Source organism: Vreelandella aquamarina (genome assembly GCF_900110265.1).
GTDB classification, from domain to species: Bacteria; Pseudomonadota; Gammaproteobacteria; order Pseudomonadales; family Halomonadaceae; genus Vreelandella; species Vreelandella aquamarina.
The window spans coordinates 1-16637 of record NZ_FODB01000069.1; the positions used below are offsets into that span (position 1 = coordinate 1).

A 16637-nucleotide genomic window follows, 5' to 3' on the forward strand; every position below is an offset into this window, starting at 1 on the left:
TGGTCGCGGAGCGTTTGCTGCAGGATCACGCTGGAAACATCCCGCAACCACGGAAACTCCGCCTTTAAGCCCACCAGTCGCTTTTCCGCCGATGAGTGCGAGACCGATTCACCGCGCTGCTGATACGCCTCGGTGCGATAGGCCAGGGTATTATTCCAGACAAAACGGGCACACCCGAACGACTGCGCCAGCAGCTCAGCCTGTTCGGAAGTGGGGTAGAACCGTTCTTTGTAGGCGCGCTTTGTCATGCTGTATAAATATCAGGGCAATGAGGCGAAGTCAATCTGGCACCGCTACGCGGTGCGCGCTTGTATCACCGCCCGACTGGGAGATGCTTTACGCGCTGTTTGGTAATATCAGAAGCAGGAAAAGGGGCGCTGTTCAGCTCTGCCTGATCACTCGCTTGGGTGCTGGCAGGCAGCCCAATACCAAGAGCGACCGCAAAGGAAGTGCGTAGCAGTATCCTACGGCAAATAGTCAACAGTACCTGCAAAGCGTTCACCCCCTCTCCTGCCTCATACTACTTAGCCTTGCTGGCAACATACCTTGAATTTTCGCCCACTGCCACAAGGGCAAGGCTCATTCCGGCGTGGTTTTAAACGCATGACACTAGGCGTACCGTCGATATACCACCAGCGCCCCTCTTCCCGTACAAAACGCGAGACTTCCTCTAGCACATGCCAGCCACCCGACTCACGAAAAGTGGCGCGAAAATGTACGGAGCCTTGGTCATTTTGCACGGTTGGCGCGGCCACAATATCGAGCGCAACCCACTGAGTATCAGGATCGGGTGGTAGCTGCTGAGGGCGGGTCGAGGAATGCCAGGTGGCAAGTAGGTAGTCACGCTGATTCAACGCGAAAGCAGTGTATCGTGATCGCATCAGCGCTTCGGGAGTTGGTGGCAGCGTGACCCCTTGATAATAGGGCTGGCAGCAGGTTGCCAGCGGAGTATTGCTACCGCAGGGGCAACTTTTAGGCAATGAGTGAGTCATAGGAGTGGCTCTGGCTTGTGCAAGGAGCAAACGATGTAGATGTTTTGTTTCGGTATTAGCCCTGAGTTAGGTATAGTAACAGAGCAAGATCCCTAGACAGACGGAGTACGACAACACGATCAATCATTCTTTCCAAACGCAGTGGAGGTTCTCCTATGAAGGTTTACAAACCGGAATGGCAGTGCACGTTTAGCGTAAACGAAGGCGCGGAAGAATCAGCAAACTGGAAAGAGCGAATCGCGTGGCGGCTTAGAGGGTTTGCCGACCGGCTAGAAGGCGGTGGCCGCACGATAAAAATCGACTACAACGTCTCACCACAGGTGAGCCGTGACGAAGTAGATACCTGCTTGGGGAAAGGGTTTGAAGTCACGCAACGGCTGCTTACCCAGCTTGCCCATCAACAGGCGTGCGAAGATGTGATGCGCCATGCGAAAGCAGAGCTTTACGAAGAGCAGCATCAGCACTAACAGCCAGACCGTAAGCGTCTCAAGAAAACACCCGCCCGATCACACTGGCGGGTGTTTTTTATTGGGTGCAAATAAACGCGTTAGCCTGAATATGGCGTTTCCAGAGCGCTGCCTAAGCGCTGCATAAACGCACTACATTCATCGAGCTGCGCCGTTTCAATATACTCATCCGGCTGGTGGGCCTGGGCAATACTGCCCGGCCCTAAAATGATGGTTTGCAGCCCCTGCCCCTGGAACTGTCCGGCCTCCGTCGCATAGGCCACCGCGTGCTGGCAGCAGCCGCTGGGCAGGTGATCCTGCGCTAACCGCAGCACCTGCTGATTGTCTCGGTCGGCCAGCCCCGGTACCGTCACGTTCAGCGGTTCAGTAATAATTTCCACGGTTTTGCCCTGAGCACTTAACGCCTCACTGAGCGTTGCGCAGTAGTCGCTAAAGCGCCCGTACACCTCTTCAAAGGTTTCTGTGGGTAGGTGGCGAATTTCCCACTCGAACTGGCACTCCCGAGCCATGATATTAATGGCCGTGCCGCCTTTGATTTTACCCACATGCAAGCTGGTATGCGGCACGTTAAAAGCCTCATCCACGCGCCCCTCTTCCACCAGCGCGGCCATAGTGTCCTCGATGAACGTCACTAGCCTTGCGGCCACGTGGATCGCGGACGTGCCCTGATTCACCTGGCTGCTGTGCGCTTCACGGCCAATCACGGTAGTGCGCAGGTTGGTCGCACCTTTTTGCGCCACCACCGGCTGCATGCTGGTGGGCTCGCCGACAATCACGTGGGCCGTGGTGGAGTAGTGCTCATAAAAGCGCTTAATCAGGCTGGGGGCGCCCACGCAGCCGATCTCTTCGTCATAAGAGAAGCCGAAGTAGATCGGCTGCTTCAGCGGTGCCTTCGCCCAGGTGGGCACCATGGCGAGCGCGCAGGCAATAAAGCCCTTCATATCGCAAGTGCCGCGGCCATACAAACGGCCATCACCGCCATCGCGCAGGGTAAACGGGTCGCTGCTCCACGGCTGCCCTACGACGGGCACCACATCCGTATGCCCGGAAAGCATCACCCCGCCGGGCGCATCAGGGCCGATGCGCGCAATCAGGTTGGCTTTGGTACCGCAGGGGCTCATCACACGCTCAGCGGTCACGCCGTAATCGGCTAAATAGCGCTCAACAAACTCAATCAGCGCCAGGTTCGACTCGCTAGAGGTGGTATCAAACGCCACCAGTTGGGTCAGCAGCGCAGTTACGTTCGTCATGTTTATCTCGTTGGTTAGGCTTTTTAGCCACCCTAGCACCCCGCATTCCCTTTGCCTACTGGGCGCTACCAGCGTCTCGCCGAATGTTGTCCGTCACGACAAGTTCACCGTGCATTCATGAAATCGTCATCTACACTTTCTACTATTCAGTGCACCCAAAAACCTTAATAAACGTACTGCGCACGACCTACAAGGAGCCGTTATGTCTCGTTTCACGTTGCACGCGCTTGCCCTCGGTGTGGCGACCGCCACGTTAAGTGTTTCTGCCAATGCCGCTACCGAAGTGACCTGGTGGCACGCCATGGGCGGTCAACTCGGTGAAATTCTGGAAGGCATGACCGAGGAGTTCAATGCTTCTCAAGATGAGTACCGCGTGACGCCCAGCTACCGCGGCAACTACACCGAAACCATGACCGGCGCCATTGCAGCGTTCCGCGCAGGCGAGCAGCCGCACATCCTGCAGGTGTTTGAAGTCGGCACCGGCACCATGATGAACGCCGAAGGGGCGATTTATCCGGTGTATGAGCTGATGGAAGCTCATGGCCGTGCGTTTGATCGCGAAGCCTTCCTGCCCGCCGTGGTGGGCTACTACACCGATACCAACGGCAATATGCTGTCGTTCCCGTTTAACTCCTCCACGCCCATCATGTACTACAACCGTGATGCGTTTGAGGAAGCTGGCCTAGACCCAGAACAGCCGCCGCAAACCTGGGAAGAGCTCGCAGAGTACGCCACTCAAATTACCGAGTCTGATGCTGCTAACTGCGGCTTTACCACCTCTTGGCCGAGCTGGGTGATGCTGGAGAACTTCTCCGCTATGCACAACTCGCCGTTGGGTACGCTGGAAAACGGCTTTGGCGGTATGGACACCGAGCTGAACTTCAACAACGAGCTGGTCGCCCGCCACTGGGACAACCTGAAAACCTGGCAAGACGCTGGCGCGTTCAAATGGGGCGGCCCGGGTTCTGGCCCGGATGCCGAACCCATGTTCTACTCCCAGGAGTGCGCGATCTTCTTTGGCTCCTCTGCTTCCCGTGCCGACGTCGCTGCCAATGCCGACTTCGAAGTGGGCTTTGGCATGCAGCCCTACTACGCCGATGTAGAAGGCGCGCCGCAGAACTCCATCATTGGCGGGGCCACGCTGTGGGCTTTGCAGGGCCATAGCGATGAAGAGTACGCCGCCGTAGCAGCGTTTTTCGAGTATCTCTCCCAGCCGGAAGTTCAGGCCGAGTGGCACCAGCAAACCGGCTACCTGCCGATCACGCAAGCCGCTTGGGATCTGAGCCAAGAGCAGGGTTACTACGATGAGAACCCCGGTGCGGATATTTCGCTCAAGCAGATGACGCTGAACGAGCCCACCGAGAACTCCAAAGGCCTGCGCTTTGGCAACTTCGTCCAGATCCGCGACATCATCTCTGAAGAGATGGAAGCTGTGATGACCGGCAACAAGTCGGGCCAAGAAGCGGCCGATGCGGCAGTAGAGCGCGGCAACCAACTACTGCGCGACTTTGAATCCGCGAATCAGTAAGTAAGCACCTGCTTCGCCGCCTGCCCTTGGCAGGCGGCGAGCCTGTTTTTAAGTGCCCCACTTATTGGTGCCGTTTATAGACGCAGGATACGTTGCCTATGCAAACCAAACGCATGACCTTCCCAGGGCGTTTTTTGCCCTACGCCCTGCTGGCTCCTCAGGTCATTGTCACGCTGATTTTCTTTATCTGGCCGGCCGGACAAGCGCTCTATCAGTCGCTACTTCGTGAAGATGCTTTTGGGCTACGCACGACCTTCGTGGGGCTGGAGAATTTTTCCCGCCTGTTTCGTGACGGCAACTATCTCAACTCGCTCTCGGTGACGGCCATTTTTGCCATTGGCACCACGCTGCTGTCCATGGCGGCGGCGCTGCTGTTGGCCTGCACGGTGAATCGCATGATTCGCTCGCGCAGCACCTACACCACGTTGCTGGTATGGCCCTATGCCATTGCCCCCGCCATTGCCGGGGTACTGTGGTGGTTCATCTTCAATCCCTCCATCGGCATCGTGCCTTATATGCTGGATATGGTGGGCTATCAGTGGAACCACCGAACCTCAGGGGCGGACGCCATGCTGCTGGTGATTTTTGCCGCCGCCTGGAAACAGATCTCCTATAACTTTCTGTTCTTCCTGGCCGGGCTGCAGTCGATCCCCCAATCGCTTATCGAAGCCGCCGCCATTGATGGTGCCAGCCCCATGAAGCGCTTCTGGACCATTGTGTTTCCCCTACTGTCTCCCACCACCTTCTTCCTGATGGTAGTGAACGTGGTGTACGCGATGTTCGATACCTTCGGGATTATTCACGCCACTACCCAGGGCGGCCCCGCCCAGGCCACCAACACACTAGTGTACAAGGTGTACGCCGATGGTTTCGTGGGCCTGAACCTGGGGTCATCCGCCGCGCAGTCGGTGATTTTGATGGTGATTGTGGTCGCACTCACGGTGGTGCAGTTCCGCTTTATTGAGCGCCGGGTGAACTACTAGCCGCAGGCTAACTGTTGGAGTCTTGTCATGGTTGAAAATCGTCCCTGGGCGAACTTTTTTGCCCACTTAACGCTGATGCTCGGCGTCGCGGTGGTGGTGTTTCCCGTCTACGTAGCGCTGGTGGCCTCGACCCAAGCGCCGGGCGACCTGCTGCGCGGCACGCTACCAATGTTGCCAGGTGCCCACGGCATCGAAAACTTTACCCGTATGTGGCAATCCGGCGTCTCAAACGCGGGCGCGCCGCCGGCCGGCACCATGCTATGGAACAGCTTCATCATGGCCATGGCGATTACCGTGGGTAAGCTGTCGATCTCGCTGCTTTCCGCGTTTGCGATTGTCTACTTCCGCTTCCGCTTTCGGATGTTCTTCTTCTGGCTGATTTTCATCACGCTGATGCTACCCGTCGAAGTCCGCATTATTCCGACATTTCAGGTCGTTGCAGATCTCAATATGCTAAACAGCTTCGCGGGGCTTTCGATACCGCTGATTGCTTCCGCCACCGCGACGTTTCTGTTTCGGCAGTTTTTCATGACCATCCCCGAGGAGATGTTGGAAGCCGCGCGGGTCGATGGCGCAGGCCCACTGAAATTCTTTAAAGACATTCTGATGCCGCTCTCGATCACCAATATCGCCGCACTGTTCGTGATCATGTTTATTTACGGCTGGAACCAGTATCTGTGGCCGCTGCTGATCACCACCGACCCGGACTACTACACCATTGTGATGGGCATTCAGCGCATGACCTCTGAAGAGAACCCTCAGTGGCATCTCATTATGGCCGCCGTGGTGATGGCGGCTCTGCCGCCGGTATTAGTGATTTTGTTCATGCAACGCCTGTTTGTGAAAGGCCTGACCGAGACGGAGAAATAACCATGGCCAGCATTACCTTGGAAGGGCTGAAAAAAACCTACGCGGGCAACGTGGCAGCGGTCAAAGGCGTCGATTTACATATCCAAGATGGCGAGTTTGTGGTGCTGGTGGGGCCTTCTGGCTGCGGTAAATCCACGCTGCTGCGCATGGTGGCAGGCCTGGAGAGCATCACTGAAGGCACGTTAAAGATCGGCGAGCGAGTGGTGAACCAACTTGAGCCCGCCGAGCGGGATATCGCCATGGTGTTCCAAAACTACGCCCTCTACCCGCATATGACGGTGTACAACAACCTGGCATATGGCCTGAAGAATCGCGGCTTCAAGAAAGACGACATCGACCAGCGGGTGCGCACGGCGGCCAAGATGCTGGAGATTGAGGACTTTTTGGAGCGCAAACCGCGCAAGCTATCCGGCGGCCAGCGCCAGCGGGTGGCGATGGGCCGTGCGTTAGTGCGCGAGCCCGCCGCGTTTCTGTTTGACGAACCGCTCTCTAACCTGGATGCCAAGCTGCGCGTGCAGATGCGCGTTGAGATCAAGCAGCTTCAGCGGCGGTTAAAAACCACCAGCCTCTATGTGACCCACGACCAGCTCGAGGCGATGACGCTGGGGGATAGGCTCGTGGTGCTCAATGCTGGTCAGATCGAGCAGGTGGGCACCCCGATGGAGATCTACGCCCGTCCGGCCACTATGTTTGTGGCGGAATTTATTGGCTCCCCGGCTATGAACATGCTGCCGCTGGATTACCTTGCGCAGCAGGATACCCAGGGCGTGCTGAGCCAGTTGCCGAAAGAGACTGATACCGTCGGCATCCGCCCAGACGATATGCAGCTCGCCCCGCCAGCCGCGCCCTATATAACGTTGAACGCTACCTTGATGCTGTTTGAAGCCGCCGGGGCAGAGAGCCATCTCTACCTAAACTTGGCAGGCAGCGACCAACCTACGGTGGTGCGTACCGCAGGCCAGCCGCCGGTCAGCGAAGGTGAAACGCTGCAGGTGTACGTGACCAGCGATGCGCTTCACCCGTTCAACAGCACCACCGGCAAGCGCACCGCCCATTAGTACGCAGCGCCTTAGGCGGGTAACAACGTTACTCGCCTAAGGCGCAGTCGGTACCGCTATGCCCCAATCCTATTCGCATGGCCGATACCGGCATGGTTACCTGGGTATTCAAAAAAGAGACGAGCACAAGCACCGCAACGACGTCTCTTGGTATATTGCCAAACGGCCTGGCACCCGCCAGAAGCGAGATGCCAGGCGACAGAAAGTCGAAAAAATCAAAGCCAGTATCCGTGCCAAGATGGAGCACCCCTTTCGGTACATCAAACACGTTTTTGGTTATGGCAAGGCTCGCTATCGTGGACTGGCCAAAAACACTCAGCGCCTCACTTACTGCATGATGGCTGTCTGTCATCGCTTGTTCACTTGCCTGTCTTGGCAGTGTCATTGTGCCCGCGCAACATAATGAGAAACGTGATAAAGGGACGAATCGCTCATGCGGCTCTGTATCGTTAGCGAAACATGGTCTCCAGAAATTAACGGCGTTGCGCATACTCTCAACCGGATATGTCGTGAGCTGCAGCGGCTGGGCGTCACAATGGATGTGATTCGCCCTAAGCCTAAGGCACCCGGCAGTGCCGCCTATGCCACCCAAGAACTACAGGTTAACCACCTGGCGCTGCCCGGCTATCGTGATGTTCAGGTGGGATTTGCTCGCCCGTCCACGTTGCAGCGGTTTTGGCAACAGCACCGGCCAGATGTGATTTATTTAGCCACCCAAGGCCCGCTCGGCTGGGCAGCTCGCCAGGCAGCGCAACAGTTGAGCATTCCGCTGGTGGCAGGTTGGCACACCAACTTCGATCATTACTGCCATGATTACGGCGCCTCTTGGCTCTCTGCCGCGACTCGCCGCTATTTGCGCTACTTTCACAATGGCTGCGCACTGACACTAGTGCCCACTCATCAGCAAGCCACAGCTTTACGCCAACGGGGTATCCATGAAGTACAGGTGCTCGCTCGGGGGATTGATGGGGAAAAATTCTCTCCAGCTCACCGTAGTGCAGAGCTGCGTAAGCAGTGGGGAGTTAGCGAGCACCAGCCGGTCGCCCTCTATGTCGGGCGACTCGCACCAGAGAAGAATCTGGCCCTGCTACAAGAAACGCTGCAAGCCATGCGCAATGTGCGCCCCGATATGGCACAGGTGATCGTTGGTGATGGCCCAGGGCGTGCACAGTTAGAGAAGGCACTCCCTGACGCACATTTCACCGGATTTGTGGATAAACATGAGCTAGCTTGCCACTACGCCAGTGCTGATATGTTTGTATTTCCTTCGCTGTCGGAAACGTGGGGCAACGTAGTAACGGAGGCAATGGCAAGCGGCTTGGCGGTAGTTGCTTATCGTCATGCAGCCAGCGCGGAGCTGATCCAAAACGGCCATAACGGGGTGACCGTAGCGCCTAACGACGCCCACGGCTTTCAAGAAGCGGCCGTGGCACTGTGCCAACACCCCGCCGATTACGCACGAATAGGAAGAGTTGCCCGTTTACGCGCGCTAGAACAAAGCTGGTCGGGCATTGCTGAGCAGTTTCTGCGCTACCTACACCATGCCCAGGAGGCCCACCATGCGAGCTCGCCCGCTTGTCGTATTCGATCGTCTTGACCTGTGGGAGTGGCGGTTTTGCCAACGGGTCACGCATCTCTCGCTCTACCGCCCCTGGCGGCTAACGCTGAAAACAGCCAGTAAGTTAGGCGACTGGCCGGTGTGGGTACTGCTGATTGCTGCCCAGCCCTGGCTTCAACCTGATGGCACGTGGCGGATGATGCAGTACTCGCTGATCGCCCTGGTAGCTGTCACGGTTTATAAGCTGGTCAAAACCAAGCTGTGCCGAGAGCGCCCCTTTATCACTTACCTGGGAGGCGTACACTGCGGTGAACCCGCTCGAGATCGCTACAGTTTCCCCAGTGGCCACACCATGCACGCCGTCATGTTCAGCGTATTAGTGGCCGCCCACACCCCCTGGCTGCTGCCGATTGTTCTTCCACTCAGCCTACTCATTGCAATTTCTCGAGTGGGGCTAGGGCTGCATTATGTCAGCGATGTACTGGTTGGTGGCGTGATGGGCTATGGCTTTGCACTGCTGAGCCTTTATTGGATGGGGTAAGAGTCTCTACATGCCAACATGCAAAAGCCACCCAAAAAAAAGGTGGCTTTTTATTTATTATTCAATTACTTACATATCAGGCGGCATGTCGTCGCGATCCTCTGTAGCCGTCATAAATGATGTTTTAAACATCATGTACAGGCCCACCCCCGAAAACCCTAGAAACAGCACGAACATGCAGAACATCAATACCATCACCATAGCGCTTGTCCCTGTCAGTGTGCGGCCGATGCGTTGACGTCTTATAACCGCTGATTTTGGTTTACCCGAAAGGATAGACCAAAATACTTTGCATATCTGTACAGGAACTATGCAACACCCCTAAGGCGAGAAAAAACGTTATATAAATCAATGTATTAATGATTGAAAAATAAACGCAAAAAAACCACCTCACAGTTGCGAGATGGCTGTTTTGCATCGCTGCCACTCCTTGGCTTCGATGATCAGCACGGCCTTATGCTGATAAGAGTGAGCAGGCTAAGAGTCCATTCACGTCCATGATGCTTACTGGGCCTCCTGCCCTCCTCTACTGTCTATTAGCCTGCTCACGCTTTGATGGGTTGGAACTTGGTTGCTAACAGTGAAATTGGTTAAATCATCAATGGTGACACTATAAGTATTAACACTTATAACACTGCAGGCATTGGGCCAATCATACCAATAAATAAAAAATATCTTTAATATCAATAAATTAAACAAAAAAATAAAAGCCCAGCCTAACCGAAATTGACAGAAAACTCAGGGATGACATGGGTAATATTGACACATGCGACAAATGCGCACGGTTCACATCTATGCTAAGGAGAGATAAGCAGCGTTGGTAAAACGTTCCACCTCATGGCTACTTACCGGTGGCAACCCGCACCAACAGCGCTTATGTTACTCATCACACCATGACGCCCCAGCGGGGCATTATTTAGTAGAGAGGAAAGACCCAATGAAACGCACCATTGCGCTTGGCATACTCTTACTGGCCACACTACTCACCATTAGCGGCTGTAACACAGTTCGCGGTATGGGCCAGGATATTGAGCAGGGTGGTGAAGCCATTCAGCGTTCGGCGGATTAAACCATGATGATGACCGTCTACCTTTCACATGGCTTGGAGAGTGGCCCAGGGGCACTGAAAATGCAGGCGCTCAAGGGTATTGCTGAACAGCTTGATGACTGTGAGCCGGTCGTCATGGATTACCGGGGCATGGACGAGCCAGCCGAGCGATTGAAACACCTTACCGCTACTCTGCTGGCTCGTGGTGATGACCCCGCCCGCTGTGTATTAGCAGGCTCAAGCTTAGGCGGCTGGCTCAGCGCTGCCGCCAGTACGCAAACACCGGTGTTGGGCTGTTTTTTACTCGCCCCCGCGCTTGGCCTGCCTGAGTACCCAGAGACCTCACCGACGATTCAAGCCCAGCATACGCATATCATTCATGGCTGGCGCGATGATGTGGTACCCCCAGGCCCAGTGATTGAGCGTGCCCGCCTACAGCGCTTGTCACTGCGAATGATTGATGACGATCATCGCCTGCATAGTAGCCTGGACACTATCCTGGACGACTTTACACGCTTCTTAGCCCAGTGTGCGGACGCCCGCCCACCGGTTTAGCCTCAGCAACGCACCGGAAAACGAAAAACGCGTACAGCAGTCGACATAAGCACCCAAAACCTATGCAAATAATATACACCAAAAGGATAGTGCACATGTTTGGACTATTTAAGCGCGACCCAAAAAAGAAGCTTCAACAAGCGTACGAACGCAAGCTGCAAGCGGCGATGGAAGCTTCCCGCAACGGCGATATGCGCGCCAACGCCACACTGACAGAAGAGATTCTTGCCGACATCAACCGCCTTAAGGCTCAAGAGGGCTAACGCGGTGCGCACCGGTTTGGGTTTGGCTGCGCTGCTCACAGGCACCTTAACCACGCACGCCTACGGAAGCTGCCGCCATGGTGTGGGGCATCAGCTAGAAGGGCTGGGGATTCAACACACTTTCAGCCTGCTGCCCTGGGAACAGGCTGAGTGCGACCTCCCCGAGCCAACACTGGCTGATGCCGTGTTTGTACTCCCTGCCCCCATTTCCGCCGAGCCGATGCCCTAGGCGTCATCCGCCAACGCAGGCAGCAGCGTTTTTAGTTTACGGGTAAGCGTATTACGCCCCCAGCCCAGCAGCTCAGCGGCCTCGCCTTTGCGACCACCGGTATGCTTGAGTGCAGTTTCAATCATAATGCGCTCGAAATCGGGTACCGCCTCTTCCAGCAGGTGCGTATGGCCTTCTGCCAAAGCATGATCAGCCCAATCGCGAAATGCTGAACGCCAATCACCGTGGACGCTACTTTCCGACGCACCGACCGTGCGTAGCTCTGGCGGCAGGTCTTCTACCAGGATTTCCCGGCCAGAGGCCATGACCGTTAACCAACGGCAGATATTTTCCAGCTGACGTACGTTGCCGGGCCACGGCAGCCGGGTTAAGTGCGCCTCTGCCTCAGGGGTCAGCACTTTGATATCGGTGGAAAGCTCTTTCGCCGCTTCGGCCAAAAAATGCCGGGTTAGCCGGGGAATATCTTCGCGGCGCTCGGCAAGGCGCGGTAGATGAACGCGAATCACGTTCAGACGGTGGAACAAGTCTTCACGAAAGCGCCCATCATCTACCAACGACTCTAGGTTCTGGTGGGTTGCCGCGATAATCCGCACATCAACTTTTACCGGGGTATGCCCGCCCACGCGGTAAAACTCGCCGTCGGCCAGCACGCGCAGCAGACGGGTTTGCGTCTCGGCGGGCATATCGCCGATTTCATCCAGAAACAGCGTGCCACCGTTGGCCTGCTCGAAGCGCCCTTGGCGCTGGGCAGCCGCCCCAGTAAACGCGCCTTTCTCATGGCCAAAAAGCTCGGACTCTATTAAGTCACGAGGAATTGCCGCCATATTCAAAGCAATAAACGGCTTGCCCGCCCTCGGGCTGTGCTGATGCAGCGCCTGGGCGACACGCTCTTTACCGGTGCCCGACTCACCGTTAATCAGTACCGTAATGTGCGAATGGGAGAGCCGCCCAATGGCGCGAAAGACTTCCTGCATGGCGGGCGCTTCACCGATGATCTCGGCGCTTAGGCCTTCCGGCACGCTCACCGGCCGCTGGCGTTCACGGGCGTGGGCTACCGCACGGCGTACCAGCGCCAGCGCCTCATCCACATCAAACGGCTTGGGCAAGTACTCAAACGCCCCCCCCTGGTAAGAGGCCACGGCGCTGTCTAAATCGGAGTGAGCGGTCATGACAATGACCGGCAGGTCCGGGTGGGCTTCGCGAACCCGTGACATTAAATCCAGCCCATCAATCCCCGGCATGCGAATATCGGTCACCAACACATCCGGTGGGCTTTCCAGCAGCCGTGCCAGCGCCGTGTCGGCACGCTCAATACACTCAACCTCTAGGTCTGGCTGCGCCAGTGCGCGCTCCAGCACCCAACGGATAGCGCGGTCATCATCGACAATAACCACCCGTGCAACATCGGTACGTGTCGCCTCAGTCATGACGCTTCTCCGGTGCAATTAATAACTAATGGAATCAGTAAACGAAATTCGGTATGTCCAGGTCGTGAGTCGCATTCGATCAATCCCTGATGTTGATACAAAATTGACTGAGCAATGGATAGCCCCAAACCGCTGCCTTCCGCGCGGCCAGACACCATCGGGTAAAAGAGGGTTTCGCGTAGGCTTTCAGGAATGCCAGGGCCGTTATCAATCACGCCGACTTCGCTCACTAGCCGGTGCCGCTCGGCGCCTAAAGTGAACTGGCGCCGGGCACGGGTGCGCAGAATCAGCCCCGGTGAGGGGGTCTCTGCATCGCTCATGGCCTGCACCGCGTTACGCGCCACGTTCAATACCGCCTGAATCATTTGCGACTCATCACCGGAAAGATCCGGCAGGCTGGGGTCGTAATCGCGGTTGACGGTGACATGGGGATGCTCGGCAATCAGCAGCGCTCGCACTCGCTCCAGCACTTTATGGATATTGACCGGCTCATGTTTAATGATGCGGTTCGGGCCCAGCATGGAATCAACCAAATCTCGTAAGCGGTCTACTTCTTCGACGATGATATGGGTAAATTCCCGCAGCGCCGGGTCGTCTAAATCACGCTCCAGCAGTTGCGCCGCACCGCGAATGCCGCCTAATGGGTTTTTCACCTCGTGGGCCAAGCCCCGCGCCAGCACCTTAATGGTCTCTTGGCGGGTGGTGAGCGCCTCTTCGCGGGAGATCTGCATCAAGCGGTCTCTCGGCTCGACTTCCAGCAGTAGCTCATCGGCTGAGAGGGGCGTTACCGTATAGTCCACCGTGAGCGGCTCACTATTGAGCGGCGTGATACGCGCTTCCCGCTGGGTATAGGGGTGAAAGGCATCCCGCGCTTTGGCCAATACCTCATCAATACTTTCCCCACCGCCTAGCAAGGTATCTAGACTAATACCCTGCACACGGCTAAAGCTCACCGCTAGCAGCGCTTCCGCCGCTGGGTTCATCCAGCGGACACGGAGTTCACCGTCGAGCAGTAGCACTGCGGTGGTGAGATGTTCTAATAAGCGCTGATACATGGCGTGTCCTGAAACGTCGCTCTAATAATAGTGTGATGAACAATAGCGTGATGGGATCGTTGAGAGAGGAACTGCAAAAAGCGCGCCAATTAAGCACAAACGGCGGCATGCACGGCTGATGGGCAGCCGGTGTGGGCACAGCGAGCCGTTATAGCGCACTGCCGAACAAATTCAGATACTCCTATGCACCATTGTAGTGCATTGCACTATTCAGCAATAAAAATAGTCACCGGATCGGTGCGGTGTTGAATACGCCCTTGGCTATCCAACAGTTCGGCCTGCAGCTGGTGTTGGCCCGCTGGCAAGCCCGCCAGCCAGAACGCATCGCTATGCAGGGCAGATTGGCTTAGTTCGCCATTCACGAGCAGTTGAATTTGGTGGTCGTCGCGTAGCGGCGGCGAAACCGCCACTTCAACCGGCGTCATATTATTTCGCAACGAGGCCCCCGCCGCTGGGTTAGCAATCGCAAAGCGGTCATAGGGCATAAACGGTTGGCCAGGATTCCCCTTGGCGCGGGGAGACGGAGAAGCAGGCCGAGCAGCGGTAGGCACGCTTGGCAGCGGGGCCAGCGTGATCGCTTTACCACCGCGCTCTGGGTTGTCAGTAAACGTCACGTTGCCCTGCGCATCCACCACGCGATACACCGTTTGAGCCTGCGCAGCGCTTACCCACAGGCCCAGCAGCAGCGCAGCCCCTGTGGACAAACCACTTTTTTGACGCAAACGCCATCTACTGATCATTACTTTCTCACCCTTATGTTGCTCCAACAAAAACCCCGCCGAGGCGGGGTTTTTCAGGCTACTCACACCGCAAGGGTGGATGTTAGCACTCTTGTTAAAACGGTGTTTAGCAACCGTTCTTAGCAAGAGTAGTACATGTCGAACTCGATCGGGTGAGTGGTCATGCGAATGCGCTCCACTTCTTCCATCTTCAGCTCGATGTAGGCATCGATCATTTCCTCAGTAAATACGCCGCCTTCGGTCAGGAAAGCACGGTCAGCATCGAGTGCTTCCAGTGCTTGGTCCAGGCTGTTGGCAACGGTCGGTACGGACTTGCCTTCTTCCGGCGGCAGGTCGTACAAGTTTTTATCCATGGCATCGCCAGGGTGGATCTTGTTTTTAATGCCGTCGATGCCCGCCATCAATAGGGCAGCGAATGCCAGGTAGGGGTTGGCAGTCGGATCAGGGAAGCGCGTCTCTACACGCTTGCCTTTCGGGCTAGCGGTGTAAGGAATACGGATAGAAGCAGAGCGGTTACGGGCACTGTAGGCCAGCATAACCGGTGCTTCAAAGCCCGGTACCAGACGCTTGTACGAGTTGGTAGACGCGTTGGTGAAGGCGTTCAGAGCACGAGCGTGCTTGATAACACCACCGATGTAGTACAGCGCCATTTCAGACAGGCCCGCGTACTCGTCGCCAGCAAACTGGTTCTGACCATCTTTCCAGAACGACTGGTGTATGTGCATACCAGAACCGTTGTCGCCTACCAGCGGCTTCGGCATGAAGGTAGCGGTTTTGCCGTAAGCGTGCGCCACGTTGTGGATCACGTACTTCATTTCCTGAACTTCGTCAGCTTTCTTCACCAGTGTGTTGAATTTAACGCCGATTTCGTTCTGACCCGCGTTGGCAACTTCGTGGTGGTGAACTTCCACGGTCTGGCCAATCGCTTCCAGGGTGTTACACATCGCGCCACGGATATCGTGGAAGCTATCGACCGGAGGAACCGGGAAGTAGCCGCCTTTCACGCGCGGACGGTGACCCAGGTTGCCGCCTTCTACTTTGTTGTCAGTTGCCCAAGCGCCTTCATCAGACGTGATTTTGTACATAGAGCCCTGGATATCGGACTTCCAGTGCACTTCGTCAAAGATGAAGAATTCCGGCTCTGGGCCGAAGAAGGCGGTGTCGCCCAGACCGGTAGACTGCAGGTAAGCTTCTGCACGCTTAGCGATAGAGCGCGGGTCGCGATCATAGCCCTGCATGGTAGCAGGCTCGATGATGTCGCAACGCAGGATCAGGGTAGCGTCTTCGGTGAAGGGGTCCAGGAAGCCAGTGCCGTCTTCCGGACGCAGGATCATGTCGGATTCATTAATGCCTTTCCAGCCTTCAATAGAAGAGCCGTCAAACATTTGGCCGTTTTCAAAAAACTCTTCATTCACGTCGCGTGCCGGTACGGTGACGTGCTGCTCTTTACCGCGCGTGTCGGTGAAACGCAGATCTACCCACTTAACATCATGTTCTTCGATTAGCGCGAGAGTCTTGGCTGACATAGTGTCCTCCGGTATGAGCGTGGCTTAAAGCTTGTAACTGTAAGCTATCGATAAAAGTGTTATTCAACAAATCGTTCAACACGCAGCTGCATGTGGCGCGTTTGTCTTTTTTGTTCGCTTAACGTTTGCCTGACGATGGATAACAAAACGCCCAGCGATCATTTCAGACCGGCTATCGTTGTAGCATGCCGAGAGGCTTCTGCATACGATCTAATAGCTGGTGACAAAACCATCTACAATGTATAAGCACAGAGCATGCCAACTCTGCACCATTATGGCATCAAAAATTTATAATGCTTTGTTTTTAAAATACAAAAACCTATGGAGAGATGCCTCTTCATGTAGCAAAGGCCTTTTGGTTGCGCACAAAAGCGCCTTTATTTTTTATTGGCGCACCATAAAAGCTCATAAAAAGGTATCAGTGCACCAGGTTGGTTCAAAAAACCCAGCGCCTAGCAGCCTGTCGGTCTTTCCGTTGCACCGTGAGATACTGACCACCGTCATCGCCGAGCTGAGAAGATCGCCATGAGCCGCTTCATCCCTGTGG

Annotated in this window: 18 protein-coding genes and 1 pseudogene; 12 read left to right on the forward strand and 7 right to left on the reverse strand. The window is 55.8% G+C overall.

The window, feature by feature from the left end; translation table 11 throughout:
- Nucleotides 1-248 (reverse strand): helix-turn-helix domain-containing protein (locus BMY49_RS15235; RefSeq protein ID WP_167359383.1); only part of this gene is annotated, 248 nt, incomplete at its 3' end.
- 276 nt (nucleotides 249-524) lie between these two features.
- Complete coding sequence (locus tag BMY49_RS15245; RefSeq protein WP_058578622.1) at nucleotides 525-992, reverse strand: YchJ family protein; 468 nt, start codon at nucleotides 990-992, stop codon at nucleotides 525-527.
- 155 nt (nucleotides 993-1147) lie between these two features.
- On the opposite strand from BMY49_RS15245, the gene BMY49_RS15250 reads away from it, so the two are divergent.
- A complete protein-coding gene (locus tag BMY49_RS15250; protein WP_062361848.1) occupies nucleotides 1148-1459 on the forward strand; it encodes a hypothetical protein in 312 nt (103 codons plus the stop codon).
- 80 nt (nucleotides 1460-1539) lie between these two features.
- Here BMY49_RS15250 and argE read toward each other — a convergent pair whose 3' ends face one another.
- The gene (gene argE, locus BMY49_RS15255; RefSeq protein ID WP_089675955.1) at nucleotides 1540-2709 is read right to left on the reverse strand and encodes an acetylornithine deacetylase; all 1170 of its coding nucleotides are present in this window, start codon (nucleotides 2707-2709) and stop codon (nucleotides 1540-1542) included.
- 202 nt (nucleotides 2710-2911) lie between these two features.
- On the opposite strand from argE, the gene ugpB reads away from it, so the two are divergent.
- From ugpB to BMY49_RS15305, 11 genes and pseudogenes are all read left to right on the forward strand, one after another.
- Nucleotides 2912-4237: a sn-glycerol-3-phosphate ABC transporter substrate-binding protein UgpB gene (gene ugpB, locus BMY49_RS15260; protein WP_089675956.1), complete on the forward strand. Its 1326-nt coding sequence runs from the start codon at nucleotides 2912-2914 to the stop codon at nucleotides 4235-4237.
- A gap of 98 nt (nucleotides 4238-4335) precedes the next feature.
- Entirely contained in the window at nucleotides 4336-5220 is an 885-nt protein-coding gene (gene ugpA, locus BMY49_RS15265) for a sn-glycerol-3-phosphate ABC transporter permease UgpA (protein WP_044628793.1), read from the forward strand.
- Between the two features lie 27 nt (nucleotides 5221-5247).
- Nucleotides 5248-6090: a sn-glycerol-3-phosphate ABC transporter permease UgpE gene (gene ugpE, locus BMY49_RS15270; protein WP_054641590.1), complete on the forward strand. Its 843-nt coding sequence runs from the start codon at nucleotides 5248-5250 to the stop codon at nucleotides 6088-6090.
- A 2-nt stretch (nucleotides 6091-6092) separates the two neighbouring features.
- Nucleotides 6093-7148: a sn-glycerol-3-phosphate import ATP-binding protein UgpC gene (locus BMY49_RS15275; protein ID WP_044628795.1), complete on the forward strand. Its 1056-nt coding sequence runs from the start codon at nucleotides 6093-6095 to the stop codon at nucleotides 7146-7148.
- 94 nt (nucleotides 7149-7242) lie between these two features.
- Nucleotides 7243-7473: pseudogene (locus BMY49_RS15280) on the forward strand (transposase); the annotation flags it as partial.
- Between the two features lie 108 nt (nucleotides 7474-7581).
- Entirely contained in the window at nucleotides 7582-8745 is a 1164-nt protein-coding gene (locus BMY49_RS15285; RefSeq protein WP_089675957.1) for a glycosyltransferase family 4 protein, read from the forward strand.
- Nucleotides 8708-9247, forward strand: a complete 540-nt coding sequence (locus BMY49_RS15290; protein ID WP_058578628.1) for a phosphatase PAP2 family protein — start codon at nucleotides 8708-8710, stop codon at nucleotides 9245-9247. Before BMY49_RS15285 ends, BMY49_RS15290 begins: the two co-directional genes overlap by 38 nt.
- 937 nt (nucleotides 9248-10184) lie before the next feature.
- Complete coding sequence (locus BMY49_RS15295; protein WP_044628799.1) at nucleotides 10185-10316, forward strand: entericidin A/B family lipoprotein; 132 nt, start codon at nucleotides 10185-10187, stop codon at nucleotides 10314-10316.
- A 6-nt stretch (nucleotides 10317-10322) separates the two neighbouring features.
- Nucleotides 10323-10850 carry an alpha/beta fold hydrolase gene (locus BMY49_RS15300; protein WP_054645276.1) on the forward strand — a complete coding sequence of 176 codons (528 nt, stop codon included), beginning with the start codon at nucleotides 10323-10325 and terminating at the stop codon, nucleotides 10848-10850.
- A gap of 95 nt (nucleotides 10851-10945) precedes the next feature.
- Nucleotides 10946-11113, forward strand: coding sequence for a DUF6435 family protein (locus BMY49_RS17290; RefSeq protein WP_139794523.1), 168 nt, complete (start codon nucleotides 10946-10948; stop codon nucleotides 11111-11113).
- A 4-nt stretch (nucleotides 11114-11117) separates the two neighbouring features.
- Nucleotides 11118-11342: a hypothetical protein gene (locus tag BMY49_RS15305; RefSeq protein WP_074211171.1), complete on the forward strand. Its 225-nt coding sequence runs from the start codon at nucleotides 11118-11120 to the stop codon at nucleotides 11340-11342.
- Here BMY49_RS15305 and ntrC read toward each other — a convergent pair.
- The 4 genes from ntrC to glnA all read right to left on the reverse strand — a co-directional run bounded on the left by ntrC (nucleotide 11339) and on the right by glnA (nucleotide 16090).
- Nucleotides 11339-12769 carry a nitrogen regulation protein NR(I) gene (gene ntrC / locus BMY49_RS15310; protein ID WP_054641592.1) on the reverse strand — a complete coding sequence of 477 codons (1431 nt, stop codon included), beginning with the start codon at nucleotides 12767-12769 and terminating at the stop codon, nucleotides 11339-11341. The genes BMY49_RS15305 and ntrC overlap by 4 nt on opposite strands.
- Nucleotides 12766-13824, reverse strand: coding sequence for a nitrogen regulation protein NR(II) (gene glnL, locus BMY49_RS15315; RefSeq protein WP_062361867.1), 1059 nt, complete (start codon nucleotides 13822-13824; stop codon nucleotides 12766-12768). Before glnL ends, ntrC begins: the two co-directional genes overlap by 4 nt.
- A 206-nt stretch (nucleotides 13825-14030) precedes the next feature.
- Complete coding sequence (locus BMY49_RS15320) at nucleotides 14031-14630, reverse strand: DUF4124 domain-containing protein (protein ID WP_338061334.1); 600 nt, start codon at nucleotides 14628-14630, stop codon at nucleotides 14031-14033.
- A gap of 53 nt (nucleotides 14631-14683) precedes the next feature.
- Nucleotides 14684-16090, reverse strand: a complete 1407-nt coding sequence (gene glnA, locus BMY49_RS15325; RefSeq protein ID WP_089675959.1) for a glutamate--ammonia ligase — start codon at nucleotides 16088-16090, stop codon at nucleotides 14684-14686.
- Nucleotides 16091-16637: the final 547 nt, after the last annotated feature.